Below are 22,840 nucleotides of genomic sequence, written 5' to 3'. Positions count from 1 at the left end.
GCCGCCCGACACTTTTTCTCTCCGGCCCGGACCATTTTTCTCGGGCGAACCATTTGAGGCGTTCATGGCGACTTCCGCCGACAGCCGCCGGCTGTCCCTGCCCGTGGTCATGGCTTTCGCCTCGACCGCCCTCCCGATCGCCGCCATCGGCCTGGTGATGGGGGTCTACCTGCCCCGCTTCTTCGCCGGCCAGATCGGCCTGTCCCTGGCCGCGGTCGGCGGCGCCTTCACGATCGTGCGGCTGCTGGACATGGCCCTCGATCCGTTGCTCGGCATGGCCATGGACCGTACGCGCTCGCGGCTCGGACGCTACCGACCCTGGCTCATCCTCGGCGCCCCCATCGTCATGCTGGCGGTCTACATGCTGTTCATGGCGCAGCCGGGGATCACCGAGTTCTACCTGATCGGCTGGCTGCTGGTGCTCTATATCGGCATCTCGATCCTGACCCTGTCCCAGGCCGCCTGGGCCGCCTCTCTCGCCACCGACTACCACGACCGCTCGCGGGTCTATGGGGTGATCCAGGCCGTGGGCGTGATCGGCGCCATCCTCATCCTGCTGCTGCCGCTGGCCATGGGTCCCAAGGCGGCCGGCGCGGGCGGGGTCCACGCCATGGGCTGGTTCTGCATCTTCGCCCTCCCGGTCACCCTGGCGCTCTGCACGCTGATCACGCCGGAGCGGGTCAATCCCGAGACCGCCAGGGACCGGGTGACCCTGGCCGACTACTGGGCGCTGGTGAAGCGGCCGGAGATGGCGCGGCTGATCTTCGCCGACCTGTTCATGGCGCTCGGCCCCGGCACCACCGCGGCGCTCTACCTGTTCTTCTTCCACGACGCGCGCGGCTACAGCGCGCAGCAGACCGGCGTCCTGCTGGTGTTCTTCATCGCCGCGGGCCTGCTCGGCTCGGCCTTCTGGGGCTGGCTGGCGCAGAAGATCGGCAAGCACCGGGCCCTGATCACCGCGACCCTGGCCTACGCCGTCACCCAGTCGGCCCTCATGCTGATCCCGCCGGCCACCATGGCGCTGGCCATCCCGGGCATGATGTCGGTGGGCTTCGTCTCGGCCTCCTTCATCCTCATCGTGCGGGCCATGGTCGCCGACGTGGCCGACGAGGTGCGTCTGGAGACCGGCAAGGAGCGGGTCGGCCTGCTCTACGCCCTGGTCACCACGACCCAGAAGATCGGCACGGCGATCACCGTCGGCATCAGCTTCACCGTCCTCGACGTGGTCGGCTACAACGCCGCCGAGGGCGCGGTGAACACGCCGGCGGCCATCCGCGGCCTGGAGATCTGCTACGTCTTCGCCCCGGTGATCTTCGTCTTCTTCGGCGGCGCGGCATTCATCGGCTGGAAGCTCGACGCCAAACGGCACGGCGAAATCCGCCGCCAGCTCGACGAACGCGACGCCCTCTATGACGAGGCGGCGATCATCGAGAGCGTGAGCAACAGGCCCGCGACCGTCACCCCGGCGGGCGGCGGCTAGGCCCCGACGATCAGCGCACCCCGGCCACCGGCGTGGTCTCGAAGCGGTGGCCGAAGCCGGCGATGATCGGACGCGCCTTGGCGATGGCGGCCTGGACGGCGGGCAGCTTCAGCGAGGCGGCATGGCTCTCCTTGCCGTCCCAGACTTCGGTGATCCAGATCGCGTCGGGGTTCTCGCCATCGGTGGCGACAACGTAGCTGTGGCAACCCGGCATGGCGTCCGTGCCCTCCGCGAGGATCGCGACCAGGGCGTCGCGGTCGCCCGGCGTGGCCATCATCTGGCCGATCAGTCCGTACATGGGCGTGGTTTCCTTTGCCGCGAGCGGGAACGGGGCGGCCGCCAGCGCGATGGCCGCGCCCGTCAGGGTCACGATGTCGCGGCGGTTGGGGGTCATGTCTTGCGTCATATGGGTTGAATCCCGCCTAGGCAGACAGCGCCTTGGCCGCCGCCAGGAAGGCCTGGGCCGCGGCGCTGTCGGGCGCCGTCGCCACCAGGGGCCTGCCGTCGTCGCAGGCCTGGCGCAGGGCGATCTCCAGGGGGATCTCCGCCAGCAGCGGCACGCCCAGCCGGCCCGCCTCCGCCCGCGCTCCGCCCGCCCCGAAGATCGGGATCGGCGCGCCCCCGGCCGGGTCGGCGAACCAGGCCATGTTCTCGATCACGCCCAGGATCGGGGTGGCCGTCTTCTGGAACATGGCCACGGCGCGGCGCGCGTCGATAAGGGCGATCTCCTGCGGCGTGGAGACGATCACCACGCCGTCGGTCTTCAGCTTCTGGATCATGGTCAGCTGGATGTCGCCGGTGCCCGGCGGTAGGTCGACCACCAGCACGTCCAGCGGCTCTGCCTCCGAGCCCCAGGCCACGTCGTGCATCATCTGGCGCACCGCCGAGGACGCCATCGGCCCGCGCCAGATCATCGGCGCCCCCTCGTCCACCAGGAAGCCGATCGACATCACCTTCATGCCCCAGGCCTCCAGCGGCTGCAGCTTGCCGTCCATGAAGGCGGGCTCGCCGTCGATCCCCAGCATGCGCGGGGCCGAGGGGCCATAGACGTCAGCGTCCAGCAGGCCCACGCGCAGCCCCCGGGCGACGAAGGCCGCCGCCAGGTTGACCGCGATGGTCGATTTTCCCACCCCGCCCTTGCCGCTGGCCACGGCGATCACCCGGCGGACATGGTCGGGACGCGCGGCGTCGACGGGCGGACCGGGTGCGGCCTGCGGATCGCTGGAGAGCCGAGCGCCCTTGCGCACCCGGGTGACGCCGGCGGCGGGCGGGGCCGGCGCCTCTGCCTCGGCGGTCAGCACCACCTGGGCCTTCAGCACGCCGGGTACGGCCGATAGCGCGGCCTGGGCGGCGTCGCGCACCGGGGCGTAGAGCGCCGTCTGGGAGAGCGGCACCTCCAGCATGAAACCCGCGCGGTCGGGGCCGATGGACAGTCCCCGCACCAGGCCTGCCGCCGCCAAGCCCTTGCCGGACTTCGGATCGGTGATCCGATCGAGTGCGGCCAGCACGGCGCCACGTTCCGGAGCTTGCGGCTTCATATCGCCCTTTGGCTTGCTTTAACCTGCGTTGGGCCACATATCCGGCTGACAGCGCTGGTTTACAAGCCCGAGCACGGGCGAGACGACGCGGCCGCGCCGAGACGAAAGCAAGACGACGCGACCATGCCTTGGAATGACAACGCCAACCCCGGTCCCTGGGGCGCTCCGCCGCCCAATGACGGCGGCGACGGCAAGAAGCCACCAGGCCCCCGCAGACCCCTCGGCGGCGGCGGCCCGCGCGGACCGCGCCGGCCCGACGGCCCCGAACTGAACGCCGCCCTGGAACGCCTGCAGCGCCAGATCCGCGACTTCTTCGGCGGCCCCGGCGGCCAGGGAATCCGTCCGAGCGCCGTGGCGGCCGTGGCCGGCGTCGGCTTCGGCCTCTGGGCGCTCTCGGGCGTCTATATCGTCCAGCCCAACGAACAGGCGGTGGTGACCACCTTCGGCGCCTATTCCCGTTCGGAAGGCCCCGGCATCCGCTATCACCTGCCCGCGCCGGTCGAACAGGCCGAGAAGGTCGCCGTGACCTCGCTCAACCGCCTCGACATCGGCGGCGTCGGCGAGAGCGACGTTCCCGAGGAAAGCCTGATGCTCACGGGCGACGAGAACATCGTCGACCTGGATTTCAGCGTCACTTGGCGCGTGGCCGACGCCAGCAGGTACGTCTTCACGCTTCGCGATCCCGACGTGTCGGTGAAGGCCGCCGCCGAGAGCGCCATGCGCGAAGTCATCGGCAAGTCGCAGCTTCAGCCGATCCTGACCACCGGCCGCGGCCGGGTGCAGGTCCAGACCGCCGAGCTGATGCAACGGACCCTGGACTCCTGGGGCGCCGGCATCAGCGTCGTCGAGGTCCAGATCCGCTCCGCCAATCCTCCGAAGGAAGTGGCCGCGGCGTTCCGCGATGTGAACAGCGCCGGCCAGGACCAGGAATCGGCCCGCAACGAGGCCAACACCTACCGCAACCGGGTGATCAATGAGGCCAAGGGCGACGCCGCGCGGCTCATCCAGTCGGCCCAGGGCTATCGCGAGCAGTCCGTGCGCGAGGCCACCGGCGACGTGGCCCGCTTCGACCAGATCTATACCGAGTATCGCCGCGCCCCCGGCGTGACCAAGGAGCGCCTGTACATCGAGACCATGCAGCGCGTGCTCGCCAATTCGAACAAGGTGGTGATCGACGGCAAGGGCGCCAGCGCCCCCATCATCCTGCCGCCCGATGTCTTCCGTCCGCGCAGCAGCGCGGCGCGTGCGGCTCCCGCGGAAGTCGCGGCCCCGCCCCCGGTCGTCGCCGTTCCGGGAGCGACCCGATGAACCGCAGCCTCACCGTCCTGGGCGCGATCGCCTTCGCCGCCCTGATCACCCTGTCCCAGACCTTCTTCATCGTCGATCAGCGCAAGCAGGCGGTGATCGTGCGCCTGGGTGAGCCCGTGCGGGTCATCAACGCGCCTGGTTCGCCCGCCCCTGGCCTGAAGATCAAGGTCCCGTTCGCCGAGAACGTGGTGCTGTTCGAGAAGCGCAACCTCGCCATCGAGGCCGCCCAGGAAGAGATCACCGCCTCCGACCAGAACCGCCTGGTGGTGGACGCCTTCGTTCGCTACCGGATTTCCAATCCCCTGCTCTACTACCGCACCCTGCGCGACGAGCAGACCGCCAGCGACCGCATCGAGCGGCTGGTGAACTCCTCCCTGCGCCAGGTGCTCGGCTCGGCCACCGCCCCCGAGATCATCTCGGGTCGCCGCGGCGCCCTGATGGCCCAGACCAAGGCCGATGTCGCCACGCGCGCCAGATCCTCGCGGCTGGGTATCGAGATCATCGACGTGCGCATCAAGCGCGCCGACCTGCCCCCGCAAATCCAGGAGTCGGTCTACCGGCGGATGCAGACCAGCCGCCAGCAGGAGGCCGCTCGCATCCGCTCCCAGGGCGAGCAGGAAAAGCGTGAGATCATCGCCGGCGCCGACAAGGAAGTGGCCATCACGCTCGCCACCGCCCGCCAGGAGGCCGAGACCACCCGAGGCGAGGGCGACGCCCTGCGCACCCGGCTGTTCGCCCAGAGCTATGGCAGGGACCCCGCCTTCGCGGCCTTCTACCGTTCCATGCAGGCCTATGAGGCCTCGCTCGGCCAGGGCGACACCACCATGGTCCTGTCCCCCGACAGCGCCTTCTTCAAGTATTTCGAGCGTGGCCCCAACGCTCGCTGAGGCGACCCTCGTCGCCCCCGCGCTCGCCTATATGCCCTCGTTCATCGATGCGATGCGCGAGGGCTTTTCGCGCGACACCCTGCGGCCGGAGACGCCGGAGACCATCGCCGCCGTGGCGGCCGATCCCGGCGCCTATGTGGCCAGCTTCACCAATCCGCCCAGCCACATCACCCTGCCCGACGGCAGCCAGGGCGAGATGGTTCCCGCCACCACCCTCTGGCGCGTCGAGGGCGAGACCTTCCTGGGCTCGGTGGGGATCCGCCACCGGCTGAACGCCAACCTGGAGCGGGTGGGCGGCCACGTGGGCTACGCCGTGCGCCCCTCGGCCCGTGGCCGGGGCCTGGCCAGCGCCATGCTCGCCGAAACCCTGGTCTGGATCGGCGCCAACCTGCCGTTGAAACGGGTCCTGCTTACGGTCAACGCCCAGAACCTCGCCTCCGTCCGGGTCATCGAGAAGAACGGCGGGGTGCTGAGCGGTTCCGTCCCGCACCTCTGGCATCCGGGCGAGACCGCCCTGCACTACTGGATCGAGATCTAACTCGACCGAGCGATCCAATTCCACGTTCCCGCTCGTCATGGCCGGGCGTAGGTCCCGGCCATCCATGGACACAGTGGATCGACGTGCTGGCGCGGCGTCTATGGATCCCCGACACGCGCTTCGCACGGTCGAGGATGACGAGCACGGGGGTGCGGGCGTTCACGACGGGAATTCCGCTTGAGGGGAACCAAGCTGCAGCTTGAGGCGCTTTGGCGGGAGCCAAACCGTCCGGAGTATCCCCGATGCGTACCCAACAACTTCTCCTCGCCGCCGCGGGCGCCATCGGCCTGGTCATCCTCGTCCTGGTGATCGTCGCCTTTTCGCGCGGCGGCGGTGATGGCGGCGGCGACCGCGTGAAGCCCGGCGTGGGCTTCGTGAGCGCCGTCGAAAAGGCCCAGGCGGCCACGGTGATGCTGAGCGTCTCCGGCGGCGGGGAAGCCATGCCCATGGGGTCGGGCTTCGTGGTCACCACCGACGGCCTGATCGTCACCGCAGCCCATGTCACCGGCGGCATGCCGGTGGTCAACGCCGTGTTCGCCGACGGCAGCGTCGCCCGCGCCGAACTGGTCGGGGCGGACGACACCGTCGATGTGGCGGTGTTCCGCACCACCCCCGGCAAGCCGATGAAGGCGCTCTCCTTCGCCGACAGCAACCTGGTCCGCGCCGGGCAGCCGGTGGTGCTGATCGGCGCGCCCTTCGGCCTGGCCGGCACCGCCACCTCCGGGATCGTCTCGGCGGTCAACCGGCAGATCGGACGCCCAGCCAGCCCGGTGGGCGAGGCGCGGTTCGCCGACGGCGCCCTGCGTGGACCCGTGGTGGCCTATATCCAGACGGACGCGGCCCTGACCTCGGGCGGCTCGGGCGGTCCGCTGCTCAATGCGGCAGGCGAGGTGATCGGCCTGGCCACTTCCCGCGAGAGCCGCGGCGATCCCGGGGCGGGCCTCTCCTTCGCCATCCCGTCGAACGTCGTGAAGGCGGTGGTCGAACGGTTCAAGGCGCCGCCGGCGCCGGCCGCCTAGCGCGAGGCCCGCACCAGGGCCTCGACCTCATGCAGGTCGCGGGCGATGCGGACGCAGAGGGTCTCGATCTCCGCGGTGGGGTCGAGCAGGTCGGGCACCATGATGGTCATCATCCCCGCCGAGGACGCCGCGCGCACCCCGTTGTGGCTGTCCTCCAGGGCCAGGCAGAGCTCGGGCGCGACGCCCAGCCGCTGGGCGGCGGTCAGGAACGGGTCGGGATTTGGCTTGCCCCGCGCATAGTCGCCACGGGCGACGATGGTGTCGAAACGCGGAATGACGCCGCTGCGGCCCAGATGGGCCTCGACCGCCCGGTGGCTGGACGAGGTGGCGATGGCCCGCGGCAGGCCGATCTCGTCGAGATGGTCCAGCAGTTCGATCACCCCGGCCTTCAGCGCGATCCCCGCCACGCAGGCGGCGTCGACCAGCTCCCTCACCCGGCTGTTGAACGTCAGGATCGGGAAGTCGGCGCCGAAGTGATCCAGCACCTTCTGATCGCTGGACGGTCCGGGCAGGCCGATCATGCTCTGGAACAGGCTGAGCGGCATATCGTGGCCGTGCTCGATCGCCACAGCCATCATGGCGTCGCGATAGACCACCTCGGTGTCGCAGAGCAGGCCGTCCATGTCGAATACGACGGCCTTGGGGGCGCGGGGTAAGCTCATGGCCCTCCCCTAACGGACTTCGCCCGCCGCGGTGAAATCAAACCCGGCTTCAGTCCGTAACGAACTCGTCGGCTCGATAGCCCTGGAAATGCAGCAGGGCCGTCAGGTCGGCGTGGTCGATCTTCGCGTCGGCCTGGGCCGCCACGATCGGCTTGGCGCGATAGGCCACCCCCAGGCCGGCGGCCTCGATCATCGCCAGGTCGTTGGCCCCGTCGCCAATGGCCAGGGTCGCCGACATGTCGAGGCCCAGCGTCGCGGCCTCCTCCCGCAGCGCCGCCAGCTTCGCCTCGCGCCCCAGGATCGGCTCTCCCACCGTGCCGGCCAGGAGGTCGCCGGCCTCGACCAGGGTGTTTGCGCGATTGGCCTGGAAGCCCGCCGCCTGCGCCACCCGCGAGGTGAAGAAGTTGAACCCGCCCGAGACCAGGAAGGCCTTGGCCCCGTTCGCCGTCATGGTCCGCACCAGGGTCCGCGCCCCCGGATTGAGCCGCACGCGCTCGTCATAGGCGCGCTGCAGGTCGGCCAGGGGCAGGCCCTTCAGCATGGCCACCCGCTCGCGCAGGGCCGCCTCGAAGTCCAGCTCGCCGCGCATGGCCCGCTCGGTGATGGCCGAGACCTGATCCTTCACCCCGGCGAAGTCGGCAAGCTCGTCGATGCACTCGCAGCCGATGATGGTCGAATCCATGTCGGCGATCAGCAGGCGCTTCTTTCGGCCGTTCCAGGGCTGGACGCAGATGTCGATGAGCCGGTCGGCGAGCACCGCCTCGGCGGCGGCGCGGACCGGAGCGATGGCCTCGGCCTCCACCAGCAGGTCCACGGCGCCCGGGCCCAGGATCCTGGGCTCCTTGACGCGAGCCTGCGCGCCTGCGAGCGCTGGGGTCAAGGTGGCGACGGCGAGCGAGGCCGCGTCTGGGTCGGGACTGACGAGGGTAAGGGCGATCTGCATGGAGCCCCGCATCTGGCTGATCGCCGGGCCCACCGCAAGCGGCAAGTCGGCGCTCGCCCTGCGCCTGGCCGAAACGATCGGCGGCGAGATCATCAACGCCGACGCCCTGCAGCTCTATGCCGACCTGCGCGTCCTCAGCGCCCGCCCCTCGCCCGAGGAAGAGGCCCAGGCCCCCCACCACCTGTTCGGCGTCGCCGACGCCGGGGACGGCTGGTCGGTCGGCCGCTGGGTCCGCGCGGCGACAGGGGTGCTGAACGAGATCGCCGGGCGCGGGCGCCCCGCCGTCGTGGTCGGCGGCACCGGGCTCTGTTTCAGCGCCCTGACCCTGGGCCTGGCCGATATCCCCGCCGTGCCCCGCGAGACCCGCGACCAGGCCCAGGCCGAGTTCGAGGGCCTGGGCGAGAACGCCTTCCGCGCCCGGCTGGCGGACCGCGATCCCGCCGCCGCGGCCCGCATCGCGCCTGGCGACCGCCAGCGCCTGGTCCGCGCCTGGGAGGTGTTCGCCGCCACCGGGACGGCGCTCAGCGACTGGCAGGGCCAGACCAGGCCCGTCCTGGCCGCCGAGGCCTGGCGCGCCGTCGCCCTGGAGCCGCCGCGCGAGGCGCTCTACGCCCGCTGCGACGCGCGGCTGGCGGCCATGATCGGCCAGGGCGCGCTCGACGAGGTGGCCGCCCTCGCGGCCCGGAACCTGTCCCCCGACCTGCCGGCCATGAAGGCCGTGGGCTACCGCGAACTGGCCGCCCACCTGCGCGGCGAGACCAGCCTTGAGACGGCGATCACCGCCGCCCAGCGCGAAACCCGCCGCTACGCCAAGCGCCAATCGACCTGGCTGCGCGGCCAGATGACCGCCTGGCCGCGCATCGACGCCGTAGAGCCGGAAGACCAATGGAGGCAGTTTCTTGCGCTCCACCCCGTCTTGACGCCCTGACGGGGGCATGTCATGACGCCGTCCAATCCTTTCGGAGAACGCGCGTGCGCGAGATTCTTGTACTCCCCGAGCGACCCGTAGCGGCCTGACCTCGTCGTCAGCCCGTCAAAGGTCGCTTGCACCAGGCCCCTCGCGGGCCTTTTTTAATGGCCCAACCAAGGTCCCGCCGAAATGACCGCCCACCAGACCATCGAAGCCGAAACCACCGTCGAGACCCTGACCGGCGCGGAGATCGTCGTCCGCTCGCTCATCGATCAGGGCGTGGAGGTGCTTTTCGGCTACCCGGGCGGCGCGGTCCTGCCGATCTATGACGCGCTCTTCTCCGAACCGCGCCTGCAGCACGTCCTGGTCCGCCACGAGCAGGGCGCGACCCATGCGGCGGAGGGCTACGCCCGCTCCACCGGCAAGCCCGGCGTGGTCCTGGTCACCTCCGGCCCCGGCGCGACCAACGCGGTCACCGGCATCGTCGACGCCCTGATGGACTCCATTCCGCTGATCGTCATCACCGGCCAGGTCGCCACCCACCTGATCGGCACCGACGCCTTCCAGGAATGCGACACCATCGGCATCACCCGGCCGATCACCAAGCACAACTACCTGGTCAAGGACGTGGCCGACCTGCCGCGGATCATGCACGAGGCCTTCCATATCGCCACTTCGGGCCGCCCGGGGCCGGTGGTCATCGACATCCCCAAGGACGTCCAGTTCTCCAAGGGCGCCTATCAGGGGCCGAACGACGTCGTCCACGCACACAACTACCGCCCGCGCACCAAGGGCGACCCCGTCCGCATCGCCGAGGCCGCGGCCATGATCGCCGGCGCCAAGCGGCCGATCCTCTACACCGGCGGTGGCGTCATCAACGCCGGTCCCCGCGCGGCCGAGTTGCTGGCCGAGTTCGCCAGGCTGACCGGAGCGCCGGTCACCTCCACCCTGATGGGCCTGGGCGCCTTCCCGGCGTCCGATCCGGCCTGGCTGGGCATGTTGGGCATGCACGGGTCGTTCGAGGCCAATAACGCCATGCACGACTGCGACGTCATGATCGCGATCGGCGCGCGGTTCGACGATCGGGTGACCGGCCGCCTGGACGCCTTCGCGCCCACCTCGAAGAAGATCCACATCGACATCGACGCCTCGTCGATCTCCAAGAACGTCCGCGCCGACATCGGCATCGTCGGCGACGCCGGCAGCGTGCTGGAAGACCTGATCGCCGCCTGGAAGAGCCGCAACCTCGCCACCGACAAGACGGCCATGGACGACTGGTGGCGGCAGATCGAGGCGTGGCGCGCGCGCCAGTCGTTCCGCTACAAGCCCGACGCCAACCTGATCAAGCCACAGCACGCCATCGAGCGGCTGTACGAGCTGACCAAGCACCGCGAGACCTTCATCACCACCGAGGTCGGCCAGCATCAGATGTGGGCGGCCCAGTACTACCACTTCGACAAGCCCAACCACTGGATGACCTCCGGGGGCCTCGGGACCATGGGCTACGGCTTGCCCGCCGCCGTCGGCGTGCAGATGGCCCACCGCGACGCCCTGGTCATCGACATCGCCGGCGACGCCAGCGTCCAGATGACCATGCAGGAGATGTCGACGGCGGTTCAGCACGGCCTGCCGATCAAGATCTTCATCTTGAACAACGAGTGGATGGGCATGGTCCGCCAATGGCAGCAACTGCTGCACGGCGAGCGCTACAGCCATTCCTATTCGTCCAGCCTGCCAGACTTCGTGAAGATGGCCGAGGCCTTCGGCTGCCTGGGCCTGCGCGCCGAGCATCCCGACGAGCTGGACGCCAAGATCGTCGAGATGGTCGAGTACGACGGCCCCGTCCTGTTCGACTGCCGGGTGACCAAGGAAGAGAACTGCTTCCCCATGATCCCCTCGGGCAAGGCCCACAACGAGATGATCATGGCCGAGGAAGCCCGCGACCTGGGCTCGATCATCGACGACGCGGGCAAGCGGTTGGTCTGATCCGGTCATCGTTCAGAGAACTCTGATCCGTCGGCTCTGCTTGTCGGGCGACGAATCTCGACGTCCTAATCCTTGCGCGCAAATCGCCGAGGGACTGGGATGTCGAACGAACAGGTGGGCTCCGGCCTGATTTCCAGCCGCCGCGCGCTGCTGGCCGGCGGAACCGCGGCCGCGCTGTTCGCGCCCGGCCTGACCTTCGCCGCTAGCGGCGATCTGGCCGCCATCCGCAAGGCGGCCGAGACCGGCTACGACGCCTCGGTCAAGCGCATCCAGGAATGGATCGCCCTGCCCTCCATCGCGGCGGAGAACCGCGACATGGACAAGGGCGCCGACTACATGATGGCCCTGGCCAAGGACGCCGGCTTCCAGCACATCGAGAAGGTCCCCACCGACGGCCATCCGGGCGTCTTCGCCACCCTGGACGTGGGCGCCAAGCGCACCATCGGCATCTACTTCATGTACGACGTGAAGCAGTTCGACCCGGCGGAGTGGAGCTCGCCGCCGCTGGAGGCGCGGGTCGTCGACAAGCCGGGCTTCGGCAAGGTGATCGTCGGCCGGGGCGCCGTGAACCAGAAGGGGCCGGAGGCCACCTTCCTGGCCGGGCTGCACGCTATCCGCGCCGCCGGCAAGAAGCCGCCGGTGAACATCGTCCTGGTCTGCGAGGGCGAGGAGGAGATCGGCAGCCCGAACTTCCGCCAGATCGTCACCAAGCCCCATGTCCTGGCGGCGCTGAAGAGGTGCGAGGGCGTGGTGATCCCGGCCGGCTGGCAGAGCCCGAGCAATGGCGGGGTCAGCGTCAATCTGGGCGCCAAGGGCATAGCCGAGCTGGAGCTGGTCGCCAGCGGGGCGAAGTGGGGTCGCGGGCCCAAGGGCGACATCCATTCCAGCGAGAAGGCCCGGGTGGACAGTCCGGCCTGGCGGCTGGTCCAGGCCCTGCAGACCCTAGTCACTCCCGACGGCAACACGCCCGCGGTGGACGGCTATTTCGAGAAGGTCCGGCCGCTCACCGCCCGCGAGAAGGAACTGCTGGCCATGGCGGCCCAGCAGCTCAACGAGGCCGACGCCAAGAAGGCGCTGGGGGTCGACCACTGGATCGACGACCTGGCCTGGGACAAGACCCTGGAGCGCCTGGCCTCCCAGCCGACCATCAATATCGAGGGACTGGTCTCGGGCTATACCGGCCCCGGCGGCAAGACCATCCTGCCCGGCCGGGCGGTGGCCAAGATCGACACCCGGCTGGTGCCCAACCAGACCATGGCCGACTCGGTGGCCAAGATCCGCGCCCACCTGGACAAGCGCGGCTTCCAGGACATCGAGGTCAATGTCACCGGCGGCTACGACCCCACCGAGACCGACGAGAACAGCCGGCTGATCAAGGCCGAGATCGCCACCTACAAGCGCCTGGGCGCGGCGGTGACCGTCTATCCGCGCCTGGCGGGATCCTGGCCGGGGGCGGTGTTCACCTCGGCCCCGGTCAGCCTGCCGGCCGGCCAGTTCGGCCTGGGCCACGGCAGCGGCGCCCACGCGCCCAACGAGTACTACGTGATCGAGTCCAGCAATCCCAAGGTCGAGGGCCTGGTGGGCGCGACCATGAGCTATGTGGACTTCCTCTACGAGATCGCCGCGATCAGATAGGGAGCGGCTCAGGCCTTGAGCCGCAGCTTGCCCATATAGTCGCGCTTGCCGAGCGGCACGCCCTTCGACCGCAGGATGTCGTAGGCCGTGGTGGCGTGGAAGTAGAAGTTGGGCAGGGAAAACGAGAGCAGGAAGCCCTCGGCGGTGAACGGCATCGACCGGTCACCGAACTTGAAGGCCATGTCGGCGCCCTCGAACGCGTTCACCTCGGCGGGATCCAGGGCCCGCAACGCGTCGGTAGCGTCGGCCACCCGCTTCTGGAGGTCGGCATAGCTCAACGGCGTGGTCGGCATGGCCGGCGAGAATTCGCCCGTCTTCACCCCCGCCATCGCGCCCTGGCTGTGATGCGCGACGGACGAAATCTGATACCAGAAGGGCAGCATGTCGGGCGCCAGGCGCGTCTCGACGATCTCTTGCGGATCGATCCCATTGTCCTGGCAGTGGGCCAGGCCACGGTCCAGGAAGCCTGACACGCCGCCCAGAGTCTGCAGGAATGAGACGACGGTCGCGTCGTAGAGTGAGATCGCCATGTGTGCTCCCAGGGTTTCGACCTTTTGGTTGATGCCGAGATAGCGGGAAACGGCTTGCGCCGCGAAGGGAAAACGCCGCTGGCGAGGAACCGCCCAATTGCCTTCGGGCGCGTCTCGCCTACATCGTAGGGACGCCCTACGGGGCTCCGCGTTGAAGTCGAACGGTCGTGATGCCCGAGGTTGCCGTCGAGACCCTGCTCCGATCGTCCTCCGTCACGATCCGGGACATCCGCTGCCGCGGCGCCTGCCGCCACCAGAGCCCGGAAGAGTGCGCGACCGCCACCGAGCTCGTGTTCCCGTATCGCGGCGTCTACGCCCGCCACCTCGGACGCAACCAGGCGATCGCCGAGGCCAACCAGGTCCTGTTCTTCAACGCCGGCGACGGCTATCGCGTCAGCCATCCGGTCGCCGGCGGCGACGCCTGCCTGTCGCTGGCCCTCGACGAGGATTTGCTCCGCGAGTTCGCCCCCAACGCCCTCCTGCGGGAGGGGCCGGGCCTCGCCTTCCACCACCATCGCCTGCGGATCGATCCGGGGGCCCAGGCCCTGGTCGCGCGCCTTCGACAGGGCCTGCGCACGCACGCCGCCGAGCCGCTGGAAGCTGAGAGCCTAGCCATGGCGCTGGTGGCGCGCGCGCTGGGCCCCCGAACCACGCGGGCGCCCGGCGGCTCGGCCGGACGACAGCGGCTTGCCGATCGCGTCAAGCTCGTCCTGGCGGGCGACCTTGGTCGGCGCTGGACCCTCGGCCAAGTCGCCGCCGAGGTGGGGATGTCGCCGGTCTACCTCACCCAGGTGTTTAAGGAGGTCGAGGGCCTTCCTCTCTACCGCTACCAACTGCGGCTACGCTTGGCGCGCGCCCTGGATCTACTGGACGGTTACGACGACCTGACGGCGCTCAGCCTGGATCTCGGCTTTTCGAGCCATAGTCATTTCAGCGCCGCGTTCCGGACGGCCTACGGGCGTTCCCCGTCGGCGTTCCGGCGCCCGTCCCGCTAGGGACGCCGAAGCTCAGGCTGGAGAAGACGGTTTCGAAGTCGGCGTCCGCCGACGACGTCAAAGGTTTGGTCCACACGACGTTCAGCAGCCAGCGCCCGTGCGTCGGCATGGTGAAGCTCGCCCGGCCCGCCTGGTCGGTTCGACGGATCTCGAACGGCGCCGCGTCACGGTCGAGGTCGGTGAGCTTGATCAGAGCCCCCGCAAGCGGCCGGCCCTCGTAGATCGCCCGCACCGGCAGGATCGCGGCCCGTGGCTCGGCATAGGGACTTACCTCTGGCACGATCTCCAGGGCCAGGCCCACCGCGCGCGTCGCCGCCGCGTGGGCGCCCACCCCCGGATCGCCCACCATCACGATCGACTTGGCGATGCGGCTGTAGCGCTCGGAGATCTCGACGTTCGCCGGTCTGAGCCTGCCCGCAGCCGGCGTCAGCCCCTCCTCTCGGGCATAGGCGTCGAAGCGGTTCGCCGATAGGCGGCTTCGGGCGCGGTTGTCCGTCGCCAGGGCCAGCACATGGACGCCCGGCGCTTGAAGGCTCAGGACGCCGTCGGCCTCGGCGCCGCCCAGGCGCAGCGAGGGACGCAGGTCGATGGTCGCGCCGCTCGGGGCCACCGCCACGAAGCGCGTGATCCGGCCCAAGTGGATCGCCGACCGCTGCCGCTCCGCCCCGTGTCCGACCTGCAGGATCAGCGACGTTCCCGCGTCAGGCGCGAGCCAGAAGGCGTCCGGCTGGACCCAGAAGTCGTGGGCCAGGGCGGGTTGGCCCAGGGCCAGGGTGAGCAAGGCCCACGAGATCGCTGCGCGGCTCACGGCGCAGGCGCGGGCGCGGGCGCGGGCGGGGCCAGGAAGGGGAACGCCTCCAACGAATGCTCGCGGTCATCCCGGTCGACGCCGTCGTCGACACCCGAGGCGGCGCCGTTCACCAGCAGGGAGCGATAGACGTCCACGGCGTCGTGGTTGGGCGTGCGGCCCCCGCAGTCGCCGCGCAGGGCGCTCCGCCCCGCCAGCTCGGCGAGCTCCACCGCGAAGAACTGCGTGCAGCGGCTCGACTTGGTGTTGATCCAGAGCCGATCGTCCGCCAGCAGGATCGCCATGGGCAGATAGCGCGACGTCGACGGCGGCGGCCCCGATGGATCGGCCAGGAGCTGGTCGCCGCAGCGGCCGTCGAGCCCGTCATAAAGCCCGAGCGACTTCTCAATCTCCGGGATGAAGGTGTCGGACGTCGCCGGGGTCGCCCGGTTATAGCGTTCCTTGAGGTCGTCGCTCACCTCGCCGGGTCCGAGGGTGGCCAGCAGGGCGTTGCCGGTGAGCGGGCGGCCCATGCGGTCGATCCGCTGGCCGCCAACCGTGGTGTCGGCCCAGACTGCCAGCATCCCGCCGCCTCGGTTGACCACATCGAGGTCGACCGAGATCACCAGGGAGGCCGGCGTCCAGCCCGCCAGCAGGTTCTTGGCGGGCCCACCCTCGGTCATTCGCCACCGCTCCAGGATCGTCCGGGACGTGGCCGCCTCGAACCCGGGACAGCCGGCCGCGTCGACCGCGGCGCCCTGCTTGATGGCGTCCGCGGCGACGTTATAGGCGTCGCGGGTCCCCCTCACATTGTTGAAGAATGGGTCGTCCCGCAGGCCGGCGAACACTCGGAACCGGCGGTTGCGTCCTTCCAGGCCAGCCGGCCGGCTGGCGTCTCCGCGCAGGGAATCCGTCTGGCCCGCCTCACATCGCGTCTCGGCGCCCGCGAACCCGCAGGTGATCGACGTCGTCGCCTTGGTCTCGCCGAACCGGGGGCCGCTATCAATGTGGAACCGGTATTGGTGCTTGTCCGAGAAACTGTGGCCGACAATCGTCATCACGAGGTTCAACTGTTGGCCGTCCGGCGACGTCCAGGCAAAGATGTCGCCGATATCGGCCCGCGGGTCGGCGATGACGCTGGGCGTATCGAGGTGATCCGAAGCGCGCGCGGCCGGGGAGCCTCCAAGCGCAAGCGCCGCCGCCAAGCCCGCCCCGGCCACGATCCGTCTCACCGATTTCGAACTTCGCACGACGCTTCCTTCCCAGAACCACTTCGGGAAGGCAGCTAGCCCGGGGCGGACGCGGCGCGCTGTCAGAACCTTTAGCGATCGCCGCCGACCTAGGCGCCGTAGAAGAACCGCTCCTCGACGATCTTGCCGTCGCGAACCGAATAGACCCCGACCTCGTCCATGGTCATGCGATTGCCGCTGGCCTTCTGGGTCAGGTCCATCTTGAAGCGGACCGCGAACTGGTCGCCGTTGACGTAGGGGCCCTCGACCTCCGAGGAATGGACCTCGTGGTTGGCGGTCCACCACTCGCCCTTGCCGCGCACGCCGTCCTTGCCGCGGACCTCGGCCATGTCGCCGGGCATGGCCTCGTAGCTGGCCACGTCGTCGGCCCAGTACTTCTCACCGGCCTCGTCGAACTTGCCCTCCTTGCAGAGCGCGACCAGGTCGTTGGCGATGTCTTGGGTGCTCATTTTCGGCCTCCTGGAGATGGATCGGGAACGGCGGCGTCGCGTGCGCGAGGCCGCCGGGAAATCATTGTTCGCGCCGATCGGCGGCGGCTGCAAGTGAAATGTTGCTGTTTTGTTCTTGTCACATACCGGCGTCCAAACACGCCTTCGCCTTGCCGCAGGGCCACGCATGTGAGACGTCGTCGGCGACCCGAACGAGACGCAAAGCCATGACCACCGACACCCAGCCCGCCTCCGTCTACGACCTCGCCCATGAGGAAGAGGCCGAGAACCTCGCCACCTTCGCCATCCTGGTGGATAACGAACCCGGGGTCCTGCACCGGCTGGTCGGGCTGTTCGCCGCGCGCGGCTACAATATCGAGAGCCTGACGGTGGCCGAGACCGACCGCCGCGCCCACACCAGCCGCGTCACCATCGTCACCCGCGGCGCGCCGCACGTGCTGATGCAGATCGAGGCCCAGCTCGAGAAGATGGTCGCCACCCGCCACGTCCAGGACGTGACCCGCGACCCCAACGGGCTGGAGCGCGAACTGGCCCTGGTGAAGGTCAAGGGATCCGGCGCCGAGCGGGTCGAGGCCCTGCGGGTCTCCGACATCTTCCGGGCCAAGGTGATCGACACCACCCATGAGAGCTTTGTGTTCGAGCTGACCGGGGCGCCGTCGAAGATCGACAGCTTCGTGGACCTGATGCGCCCGCTGGGCCTGGTGGAACTCTCCCGGACCGGCGTGCTTTCCATCACCAGGGGCGCGCAAGCCATGTGAGGAGGGCTGGATGGTCCGACCGACCGCTCTGCTCTTCCTGCTGCTGACGATCATGGCCTCGCCGGCCCTGGCCCAGGACACGCCAGCGCCCGGCGCCGACTGGCCCTATCCGCCGCCCGACCCCAAGACCTGGTGGGACGACAAGCGGCCGGAGCTCCCCGAGGCCGCCGATCCCCTGGCCGGCCGCCGGCTCGGCCGCGGCGACCGGCTGGTCGCGGTCGACAACGGCTATGACCCCCTGCTCTACCGCCTCTGGGGCCTGCAGCCCCTGCAGAACCAGATCCTGTTCGGCGGCGAGATGATCCTGGAGGTCGCGGTCCGGCCCACCTCCTCCCCCCGACAGACCCTGATCCGCGTCACGGTGCGCCGCACCGGCGACGTCTTCGTCCAGGGCCGGGCCGGGCTGGGCTGCTGTGAGGCCGGCATCGCGCGGCGGGTCGGCTTCGACGCCCAGGCGCCGGCGGACGCCGCGGCGCGCCTGCTGGCGCTGCGCGACCATCCGATCTGGAACGCGCCGCGCGAGGTGCGGGTCGACGACGGCTCCGGCGCGGCCGACGCCCTGTGCGTCGACGGCACCTCCTACGACCTGACCCTGGTGGTCCCGGGACGCTCGCGCGCCATCCGCCGCGCCTGCGACAACGCCGAGGTGGGCGAGGCCGCCGACCTCCTGGAGGCCGTGTTCGGCCTGGCGCTGGGCCACGAGCCGCGCTTCGACGTGATCTGGCCTGGCGGGGCGGACTTCTCCGCCGCGCGCCGGGCCTATCAGGGGCTGATCGCCGACGGCGGGCGGCTGAAGCCCGCGCCCAACGCCCGACCCCAGCCCCCGGCCTTCGAACCTGGGCCTAGCGCAGCACCTTGAAGCGGTAGAGCAGCGCGCCCAGCACCGCGCCCGCGGCTGGGGCCACGAAGAACAGCCAGAGCTGCGACAAGGCCTGGCCGCCGACCAGCACCGCCGGTCCGAAGCTGCGGGCGGGGTTGACCGAGACCCCGGTCACCTGGATGCCGACGATATGGATGACCGCCAGGGTGATGCCGATGGCCAGGCCCGCGAAGCCGGCCGGCGCGCCCTCGGAGGTCGAGCCCAGGATGACGATGACGAACAGGGCGGTCATCACCACCTCGAAGATCAGCGCCGCCTGCATGGAATATTCCCCGAGATAGCCCGGGCCCCAGCCGTTCTGTCCGAGGCCGCCCGCCAGTCCGGCGATGGCCGCGAGGATTCCCGCTCCCGCCAGTGCGCCGAGGAACTGGGCGATCCAATAGAGCACCATGTCGCGCAGACCCATGCGGCCGGCGACGAAGGCCGCCAGGCTGACCGCAGGATTGACGTGGCAACCCGAGATCGGGCCGATCCCGTAGGCCATGGCGACGATGGCGAAGCCGAAGGCCAGCGCGATCCCGAGTTGCCCGACATTGTCGGCCCCGAGGACCGCCGCCCCGCAACCGAATAGCACGAGCGTAAGCGTACCGATGAACTCAGCGACGAACTTCTGCATGGGTTAGCCTCCCCTGGTTGTGTGCGGAAGCTAACCCATGGTTGCGACCACTCCTAGTGCGCCGGTTCGAGGGCCGGGGCGCCCGACAGGACGTGGCGACGGGCGATGTGGCGGAACAGCAGATACTGGCCGGCGAACAGCACGATCTTCGAGATCGGCGACCACGCCGCCATGACGCCGGCCACGGTCTTGGGGTCGAGGGTGAGGGCCAGGACCAGGTTGAGCGCGGCGCTCACGAACATCAGTCCGGCCCAGGCATAGCCCGCGCCGATCACCAGCCTGGCGGGGATCCGGCCGACGGAGATCGGCGGCATGTAGCGGTTCATCCAGCCCCGCTGCAGCATGGCCGCGCCGATCACCGCATAGATGATGGTCGGCTTGATCAGGATGAAGCGCGCGTCCCGGGTGAGGAGGGTGGCCCCGCCCATGACCAGGACAAGGCCCAGGCTCGCCCACTGCATGGCGCTGATGGGCGTTCGGCGCAGCTTGAGGACCGCCACCTGGGCGATCCCCAGGGCCACGCCCAGCGCGGTGGCCAGCATCACGTTTCCGGTGGCGGCGAGCACGCCGTAGAACAGGAAGGTGGCGGCCAGGTCGATCAGGACGGGGCGGGCGGCGTGCAGTAGCGGGCTCATGTCGGGATCCTCTTGGGGCGTGAAAACGTCGCCCAGAGGCTAGCGGAAGGCCTTATCCGGCCCCGAATCCGTTCGCGAAGGCCGCGCGGCGGCCGGCGAAATCGCCGCGTCCGTCCGCGCTTCGCGAACGGCGGAATTCCATATGTTCTTCAAAACCTAACCCATCGACCCTATATTGGGCCTGTCGGGCTTCGGCCCGACTATGGAGATAAACGCGCACGTAATAAGCGGACTGGACCCGGGTGCGATTCCCGGCGGCTCCACCAATCTTCCCCCGGGGTTATCGCCGGAAAGTGCGGGGCCGATCAGCATCGACAGACGTGTAAAGGTGTTGCTTTCTCTCGGCGTGGCTCACCGTTTCGGGCCTTTAAACTAAATGCGAACGATAACTTCGCTGAAGAAGTCCGTCTGGCCGCGTAAGCGGTTCGATAGATTTCGACATAAACTCCTAGCGTCTTAGCAGCGTTAGGCGGGGCCGGGAGGGGGCCTTGCAACAGAACCCCTCCACCTTCTCTTTCCCGCATTTGCCGATTCTCGCACTTCGACGCCCGCCTATGGCGCGAGCCGCCTTGCGCCACAGCGCCGAAGCGCTACCCTCTGCGCCACAAGTGATTTCCGGAGATCCCATGGCTCAGGAGCCGCCGGCCCAAGACCAGATGCACTACGAGGCCATGGCCCAAGAGGCCCTGCGCGGCGTGGTGAAGACGGCGCTGCGCCGCGCTGCGGCGCCGGACGGCCTGCCCGGCGCGCACCACTTCTACATCACCTTCAAGACCGAGGCCCCGGGCGTCTCCGGCCCCAACGATCTGCTCGGCAAGTACCCGGATGAAATGACCATCGTCCTGCAGCACCAGTACTGGGACCTGGCGCCGGGCGAGACCTTCTTCTCCGTCACCCTGAAGTTCGGCGGCCAGCCCAAGCGTCTATCGGTGCCCTATGCGGCGGTGACCCGCTTCTACGACCCCAGCGTCCAGTTCCTGCTGCAGTTCGAGGCGCCGGCGGGCGTCGCGGCGAGCGAAACCCCTGCGGTCGCGCGCGAGGCCGGCAAGCCGGCCGACGCCTCCAATGTCGAGGTCGACCCCGACGCGCCCAACGTCGTCTCTCTCGACACCTTCCGGAAGAAGTAGACCGCATGACCGACGTCGCCGCCGAGCCCGAGGCGCTTACCGACGAGGCTATCCTCGCGCGTTTCCAGCGCACCAAGAACCAGCCCACCGGCTCCCAGACCCTGGGCTTCCGGCTGGTGGCGGTGAGCCAGGCCGAGCGCTCGGTGGAGGTAGAGTTCGACGCCAAGGCGGAACTGCTGCTCAACCCCATGCGCCAGATCCAGGGCGGCTATATGTGCGCCATGCTGGACGAAGCCATGTCGGTGGCCTGCATGGTCGCCTCGGGCATGACCCATGTGGCGCCGACCGCGGAAATGAAAACGAGCTTCTTCCGCCCCGGCGCGCCCGGAAAGCTGAAGGGGATCGGTCGGGTCGCCAAGTGGGGGCGGACCATCGCCTTCACCGAGGGCGAGCTCTACGACGCCGAGGGCCGGCTGCTGGCCAAGGCCACGGGGACGGCGGTGCCCACCCCCTTCCAGCAGTACAAGAAATAGGATGTCACCGCGCGCGGGCCTGGCCAGCGCGTTTGCAGCCCTGCTGCTGCTGGGCTGGGCCGCGCCGGCGCTCGCCGCCGCCAACCCGTTCGCAGATTGGGCCGCCGTGGTGGTGGCCGGCGACTATCACGGCAGCGGCGGCGGCCCCACCGAGGCCTTCGACAACGCTCGGCGCGACGTCTCCAAGGAACTTCGGCGGATCGGGTTCGCCCAGGGCAACCTGCGCACCTTCTCGGTGCGGCCGGACCGCTACAAGGACAGTCCGCAGAAGTCCGATCCGCGCGCCATCTACAAGGCCCTGGAGGAGCTGTCGGGCAAGGCCAAGACCGGTTGCCTGATCTATTTCACCTCGCACGGGGCGCCCCAGGGCGTGGTCATCGACCAGCAGATCCTCAGCCCCGGAATCCTGAACGCGATGCTGGACGCCACCTGCGCGCAGCGGCCGACCATCGTGGTGGTGTCGGCCTGTTTCTCCGGGGTCTTCGTGCGGCCCTTGGCCGCGCCGAACCGCATGATCCTGACCGCCGCCCGGCCCGACCGGACCTCGTTCGGCTGCGGCGAGGACAGCGTCTATCCGTTCTTCGACGACTGCGTGTTGAAGACCAGCCCCCTCGCCAAGGACTTCGCCGCCCTGGCCTCGTCGGTGAAGAGCTGTGTCGCCCTTCGCGAAATCCAGGAGGGCATGAAGCCGCCCTCCGAACCGCAGCTGTCGATCGGGGCGGAACTGCGGCCAATGCTGCCGCTCTATGCCTTCCCCAGCGGACCGCCGGGCGCCGACTAGCGCTGTACTGAGAGGGCGCCTACAAGGGGACTTACCTGCATGAACCGGTGGGCGGAAATTCTTACATGCGTTTGACGATCAAGGCCGTTTTGGCGGCCCTCCTCTCCCTGTGCGCCAGCGCGACCCTGGCGCAGGACCAGGCCGCCCCCCCGGCGCCAATCCCCGCGGGGCCGGTTCCCTACACCAGCCTGCAGCGCCCGCCCCGCCAGCTCCAGCTGCCGGTTAGCCCGTCTTGCATCCTGCTCCTCGCGCCGGAACATGAGCTCGTCCTGGCGTTCCACTGCGTCGATCCGCTGCTCCAGGGTGGCCGAGTGCTCCTTCAGGGACTGATAGAGGCGCGCGTTCTCGATGGCGATCGCAGCGTGCGCGGCAAAGATGCGGAGGAAAGAGCGCGTCTCCTCCTGGATGGGCCGCCGGGTCTCCGGGTTGCCGGCGGCGATGACGCCAATCGCCTCCCCCCGGGCCACCAGGGGGATGTTCGCGAAGATGCGGGCCCGCAGGGGCTTTAGGTGGGCGTAGGGGGAATGCAGGCGGAGCCCCTCCGGGACCGGCCCCTCGCCGTTCCAGCACACGTCCGTCTTCTCCAGGAACGCGCGGGCCAGGCCGCCCCCGGCCGGGCCCAGGGGGACGGTCAGCGCCTCGAGCGGCTCCTC

At 69.5% G+C, this 22,840-nt stretch carries 25 protein-coding genes and 1 other RNA gene; 15 read left to right on the top strand and 11 right to left on the bottom strand.

Annotated elements, in window-relative coordinates; genetic code table 11:
- The first annotated feature begins 64 nt into the window (after positions 1 to 64).
- Positions 65 to 1,480, top strand: a complete 1,416-nt coding sequence (locus V6M51_RS14940; protein ID WP_332768401.1) for an MFS transporter — start codon at positions 65 to 67, stop codon at positions 1,478 to 1,480.
- 10 nt (positions 1,481 to 1,490) lie between these two features.
- Here the strand turns inward: V6M51_RS14940 and V6M51_RS14935 are convergent, their stop codons facing one another.
- Both V6M51_RS14935 and V6M51_RS14930 read right to left on the bottom strand, forming a co-directional pair.
- Entirely contained in the window at positions 1,491 to 1,886 is a 396-nt protein-coding gene (locus tag V6M51_RS14935; RefSeq protein ID WP_332768399.1) for a putative quinol monooxygenase, read from the bottom strand.
- Positions 1,887 to 1,902: 16 nt separating this feature from the next.
- Entirely contained in the window at positions 1,903 to 3,018 is a 1,116-nt protein-coding gene (locus V6M51_RS14930) for an Mrp/NBP35 family ATP-binding protein (RefSeq protein ID WP_332768397.1), read from the bottom strand.
- A 123-nt stretch (positions 3,019 to 3,141) separates the two neighbouring features.
- On the opposite strand from V6M51_RS14930, the gene hflK reads away from it, so the two are divergent.
- From hflK to V6M51_RS14910, 4 genes are all read left to right on the top strand, one after another.
- Positions 3,142 to 4,326, top strand: coding sequence for an FtsH protease activity modulator HflK (hflK, locus tag V6M51_RS14925; RefSeq protein ID WP_332768395.1), 1,185 nt, complete (start codon positions 3,142 to 3,144; stop codon positions 4,324 to 4,326).
- Positions 4,323 to 5,213 carry a protease modulator HflC gene (gene hflC / locus V6M51_RS14920; RefSeq protein ID WP_332768394.1) on the top strand — a complete coding sequence of 297 codons (891 nt, stop codon included), beginning with the start codon at positions 4,323 to 4,325 and terminating at the stop codon, positions 5,211 to 5,213. Before hflK ends, hflC begins: the two co-directional genes overlap by 4 nt.
- Complete coding sequence (locus V6M51_RS14915) at positions 5,194 to 5,751, top strand: GNAT family N-acetyltransferase (RefSeq protein ID WP_332768392.1); 558 nt, start codon at positions 5,194 to 5,196, stop codon at positions 5,749 to 5,751. Before hflC ends, V6M51_RS14915 begins: the two co-directional genes overlap by 20 nt.
- 242 nt (positions 5,752 to 5,993) lie before the next feature.
- On the top strand, positions 5,994 to 6,770 hold the full coding sequence (locus V6M51_RS14910) for a S1C family serine protease (protein WP_332768390.1): 777 nt from the start codon (positions 5,994 to 5,996) through the stop codon (positions 6,768 to 6,770).
- Here the strand turns inward: V6M51_RS14910 and V6M51_RS14905 are convergent.
- Together V6M51_RS14905 and serB are read right to left on the bottom strand one after the other, a co-directional pair.
- Positions 6,767 to 7,432, bottom strand: a complete 666-nt coding sequence (locus V6M51_RS14905; protein WP_332768389.1) for an HAD family hydrolase — start codon at positions 7,430 to 7,432, stop codon at positions 6,767 to 6,769. The genes V6M51_RS14910 and V6M51_RS14905 overlap by 4 nt on opposite strands.
- Before the next feature lie 49 nt (positions 7,433 to 7,481).
- Positions 7,482 to 8,375 (bottom strand): phosphoserine phosphatase SerB, encoded by an 894-nt coding sequence (gene serB / locus V6M51_RS14900; RefSeq protein ID WP_332768388.1) that lies wholly within the window; start codon positions 8,373 to 8,375, stop codon positions 7,482 to 7,484.
- On the opposite strand from serB, the gene miaA reads away from it, so the two are divergent.
- The 3 genes from miaA to V6M51_RS14885 all read left to right on the top strand — a co-directional run bounded on the left by miaA (position 8,374) and on the right by V6M51_RS14885 (position 12,906).
- Positions 8,374 to 9,303 carry a tRNA (adenosine(37)-N6)-dimethylallyltransferase MiaA gene (miaA, locus tag V6M51_RS14895; protein WP_332768387.1) on the top strand — a complete coding sequence of 310 codons (930 nt, stop codon included), beginning with the start codon at positions 8,374 to 8,376 and terminating at the stop codon, positions 9,301 to 9,303. The two genes, serB and miaA, sit on opposite strands and share 2 nt — an antisense overlap.
- 171 nt (positions 9,304 to 9,474) lie before the next feature.
- Positions 9,475 to 11,271, top strand: coding sequence for an acetolactate synthase 3 large subunit (locus V6M51_RS14890; protein WP_332768386.1), 1,797 nt, complete (start codon positions 9,475 to 9,477; stop codon positions 11,269 to 11,271).
- A gap of 99 nt (positions 11,272 to 11,370) precedes the next feature.
- A complete protein-coding gene (locus tag V6M51_RS14885; protein WP_332768384.1) occupies positions 11,371 to 12,906 on the top strand; it encodes a M20/M25/M40 family metallo-hydrolase in 1,536 nt (511 codons plus the stop codon).
- A gap of 8 nt (positions 12,907 to 12,914) precedes the next feature.
- Here the strand turns inward: V6M51_RS14885 and V6M51_RS14880 are convergent, their stop codons facing one another.
- Positions 12,915 to 13,436, bottom strand: a complete 522-nt coding sequence (locus V6M51_RS14880; RefSeq protein ID WP_332768383.1) for a DUF1993 domain-containing protein — start codon at positions 13,434 to 13,436, stop codon at positions 12,915 to 12,917.
- Between the two features lie 170 nt (positions 13,437 to 13,606).
- On the opposite strand from V6M51_RS14880, the gene V6M51_RS14875 reads away from it, so the two are divergent.
- Positions 13,607 to 14,431 (top strand): helix-turn-helix transcriptional regulator, encoded by an 825-nt coding sequence (locus V6M51_RS14875; protein ID WP_332768381.1) that lies wholly within the window; start codon positions 13,607 to 13,609, stop codon positions 14,429 to 14,431.
- Here V6M51_RS14875 and V6M51_RS14870 read toward each other — a convergent pair.
- From V6M51_RS14870 to V6M51_RS14860, 3 genes are all read right to left on the bottom strand, one after another.
- The gene (locus tag V6M51_RS14870; RefSeq protein ID WP_332768379.1) at positions 14,367 to 15,239 is read right to left on the bottom strand and encodes a DUF4198 domain-containing protein; all 873 of its coding nucleotides are present in this window, start codon (positions 15,237 to 15,239) and stop codon (positions 14,367 to 14,369) included. The genes V6M51_RS14875 and V6M51_RS14870 overlap by 65 nt on opposite strands.
- The gene (locus V6M51_RS14865) at positions 15,236 to 16,468 is read right to left on the bottom strand and encodes a DUF4331 family protein (RefSeq protein WP_332768377.1); all 1,233 of its coding nucleotides are present in this window, start codon (positions 16,466 to 16,468) and stop codon (positions 15,236 to 15,238) included. Before V6M51_RS14865 ends, V6M51_RS14870 begins: the two co-directional genes overlap by 4 nt.
- An 89-nt stretch (positions 16,469 to 16,557) precedes the next feature.
- Complete coding sequence (locus V6M51_RS14860; protein WP_332768375.1) at positions 16,558 to 16,917, bottom strand: SnoaL-like domain-containing protein; 360 nt, start codon at positions 16,915 to 16,917, stop codon at positions 16,558 to 16,560.
- A 206-nt stretch (positions 16,918 to 17,123) separates the two neighbouring features.
- Between V6M51_RS14860 and ilvN the strand changes: the two genes are divergently transcribed.
- On the top strand, positions 17,124 to 17,675 hold the full coding sequence (gene ilvN / locus V6M51_RS14855; RefSeq protein ID WP_332768373.1) for an acetolactate synthase small subunit: 552 nt from the start codon (positions 17,124 to 17,126) through the stop codon (positions 17,673 to 17,675).
- A gap of 10 nt (positions 17,676 to 17,685) precedes the next feature.
- On the top strand, positions 17,686 to 18,534 hold the full coding sequence (locus tag V6M51_RS14850) for a hypothetical protein (protein WP_332768371.1): 849 nt from the start codon (positions 17,686 to 17,688) through the stop codon (positions 18,532 to 18,534).
- Here the strand turns inward: V6M51_RS14850 and V6M51_RS14845 are convergent.
- Positions 18,518 to 19,171, bottom strand: coding sequence for an aquaporin (locus V6M51_RS14845; RefSeq protein WP_332768369.1), 654 nt, complete (start codon positions 19,169 to 19,171; stop codon positions 18,518 to 18,520). The two genes, V6M51_RS14850 and V6M51_RS14845, sit on opposite strands and share 17 nt — an antisense overlap.
- 53 nt (positions 19,172 to 19,224) lie before the next feature.
- A complete protein-coding gene (locus tag V6M51_RS14840; protein WP_332768367.1) occupies positions 19,225 to 19,806 on the bottom strand; it encodes an inner membrane-spanning protein YciB in 582 nt (193 codons plus the stop codon).
- Positions 19,807 to 19,950: 144 nt separating this feature from the next.
- Between V6M51_RS14840 and ssrA the strand changes: the two genes are divergently transcribed.
- The 4 genes from ssrA (at position 19,951) to V6M51_RS14820 (ending at position 22,187) form a co-directional block, all read left to right on the top strand.
- Positions 19,951 to 20,315: a transfer-messenger RNA gene (gene ssrA, locus V6M51_RS14835) on the top strand.
- Between the two features lie 117 nt (positions 20,316 to 20,432).
- Positions 20,433 to 20,933 (top strand): SspB family protein, encoded by a 501-nt coding sequence (locus V6M51_RS14830; protein ID WP_332768365.1) that lies wholly within the window; start codon positions 20,433 to 20,435, stop codon positions 20,931 to 20,933.
- Positions 20,934 to 20,938: 5 nt separating this feature from the next.
- A complete protein-coding gene (locus V6M51_RS14825; RefSeq protein ID WP_305677209.1) occupies positions 20,939 to 21,406 on the top strand; it encodes a PaaI family thioesterase in 468 nt (155 codons plus the stop codon).
- 1 nt (position 21,407) lies between these two features.
- Positions 21,408 to 22,187 carry a C13 family peptidase gene (locus V6M51_RS14820; protein WP_332768363.1) on the top strand — a complete coding sequence of 260 codons (780 nt, stop codon included), beginning with the start codon at positions 21,408 to 21,410 and terminating at the stop codon, positions 22,185 to 22,187.
- On the opposite strand, the gene V6M51_RS14815 is transcribed toward V6M51_RS14820, so the two are convergent.
- Positions 22,184 to 22,840, bottom strand: a 657-nt coding sequence (locus V6M51_RS14815) for a GAF domain-containing protein (protein WP_332768361.1), incomplete at its 5' end; no start/stop codon positions are given. The two genes, V6M51_RS14820 and V6M51_RS14815, sit on opposite strands and share 4 nt — an antisense overlap.

Source organism: Phenylobacterium sp., assembly GCF_036677185.1.
Classification (GTDB): Bacteria; Pseudomonadota; Alphaproteobacteria; order Caulobacterales; family Caulobacteraceae; genus Phenylobacterium.
This window is presented reverse-complemented; position numbering and strand designations above follow the sequence as displayed.

Excerpts from the sequence above, each read along its gene's own strand:
- V6M51_RS14875 (WP_332768381.1), top strand. The coding sequence starts at position 13,607 with ATGCCCGAGGTTGCCGTCGAGACCCTGCTCCGATCGTCCTCCGTCACG.
- V6M51_RS14880 (WP_332768383.1), bottom strand. The coding sequence starts at position 13,436 with ATGGCGATCTCACTCTACGACGCGACCGTCGTCTCATTCCTGCAGACT.
- V6M51_RS14840 (WP_332768367.1), bottom strand. The coding sequence starts at position 19,806 with ATGAGCCCGCTACTGCACGCCGCCCGCCCCGTCCTGATCGACCTGGCC.
- V6M51_RS14935 (WP_332768399.1), bottom strand. The coding sequence starts at position 1,886 with ATGACGCAAGACATGACCCCCAACCGCCGCGACATCGTGACCCTGACG.
- hflC (WP_332768394.1), top strand. The coding sequence starts at position 4,323 with ATGAACCGCAGCCTCACCGTCCTGGGCGCGATCGCCTTCGCCGCCCTG.
- hflK (WP_332768395.1), top strand. The coding sequence starts at position 3,142 with ATGCCTTGGAATGACAACGCCAACCCCGGTCCCTGGGGCGCTCCGCCG.
- V6M51_RS14820 (WP_332768363.1), top strand. The coding sequence starts at position 21,408 with ATGTCACCGCGCGCGGGCCTGGCCAGCGCGTTTGCAGCCCTGCTGCTG.
- V6M51_RS14890 (WP_332768386.1), top strand. The coding sequence starts at position 9,475 with ATGACCGCCCACCAGACCATCGAAGCCGAAACCACCGTCGAGACCCTG.
- V6M51_RS14910 (WP_332768390.1), top strand. The coding sequence starts at position 5,994 with ATGCGTACCCAACAACTTCTCCTCGCCGCCGCGGGCGCCATCGGCCTG.
- V6M51_RS14845 (WP_332768369.1), bottom strand. The coding sequence starts at position 19,171 with ATGCAGAAGTTCGTCGCTGAGTTCATCGGTACGCTTACGCTCGTGCTA.
- V6M51_RS14860 (WP_332768375.1), bottom strand. The coding sequence starts at position 16,917 with ATGAGCACCCAAGACATCGCCAACGACCTGGTCGCGCTCTGCAAGGAG.
- ilvN (WP_332768373.1), top strand. The coding sequence starts at position 17,124 with ATGACCACCGACACCCAGCCCGCCTCCGTCTACGACCTCGCCCATGAG.
- V6M51_RS14850 (WP_332768371.1), top strand. The coding sequence starts at position 17,686 with ATGGTCCGACCGACCGCTCTGCTCTTCCTGCTGCTGACGATCATGGCC.
- serB (WP_332768388.1), bottom strand. The coding sequence starts at position 8,375 with ATGCAGATCGCCCTTACCCTCGTCAGTCCCGACCCAGACGCGGCCTCG.
- V6M51_RS14825 (WP_305677209.1), top strand. The coding sequence starts at position 20,939 with ATGACCGACGTCGCCGCCGAGCCCGAGGCGCTTACCGACGAGGCTATC.
- V6M51_RS14940 (WP_332768401.1), top strand. The coding sequence starts at position 65 with ATGGCGACTTCCGCCGACAGCCGCCGGCTGTCCCTGCCCGTGGTCATG.
- V6M51_RS14930 (WP_332768397.1), bottom strand. The coding sequence starts at position 3,018 with ATGAAGCCGCAAGCTCCGGAACGTGGCGCCGTGCTGGCCGCACTCGAT.
- miaA (WP_332768387.1), top strand. The coding sequence starts at position 8,374 with ATGGAGCCCCGCATCTGGCTGATCGCCGGGCCCACCGCAAGCGGCAAG.
- V6M51_RS14830 (WP_332768365.1), top strand. The coding sequence starts at position 20,433 with ATGGCTCAGGAGCCGCCGGCCCAAGACCAGATGCACTACGAGGCCATG.
- V6M51_RS14885 (WP_332768384.1), top strand. The coding sequence starts at position 11,371 with ATGTCGAACGAACAGGTGGGCTCCGGCCTGATTTCCAGCCGCCGCGCG.
- V6M51_RS14905 (WP_332768389.1), bottom strand. The coding sequence starts at position 7,432 with ATGAGCTTACCCCGCGCCCCCAAGGCCGTCGTATTCGACATGGACGGC.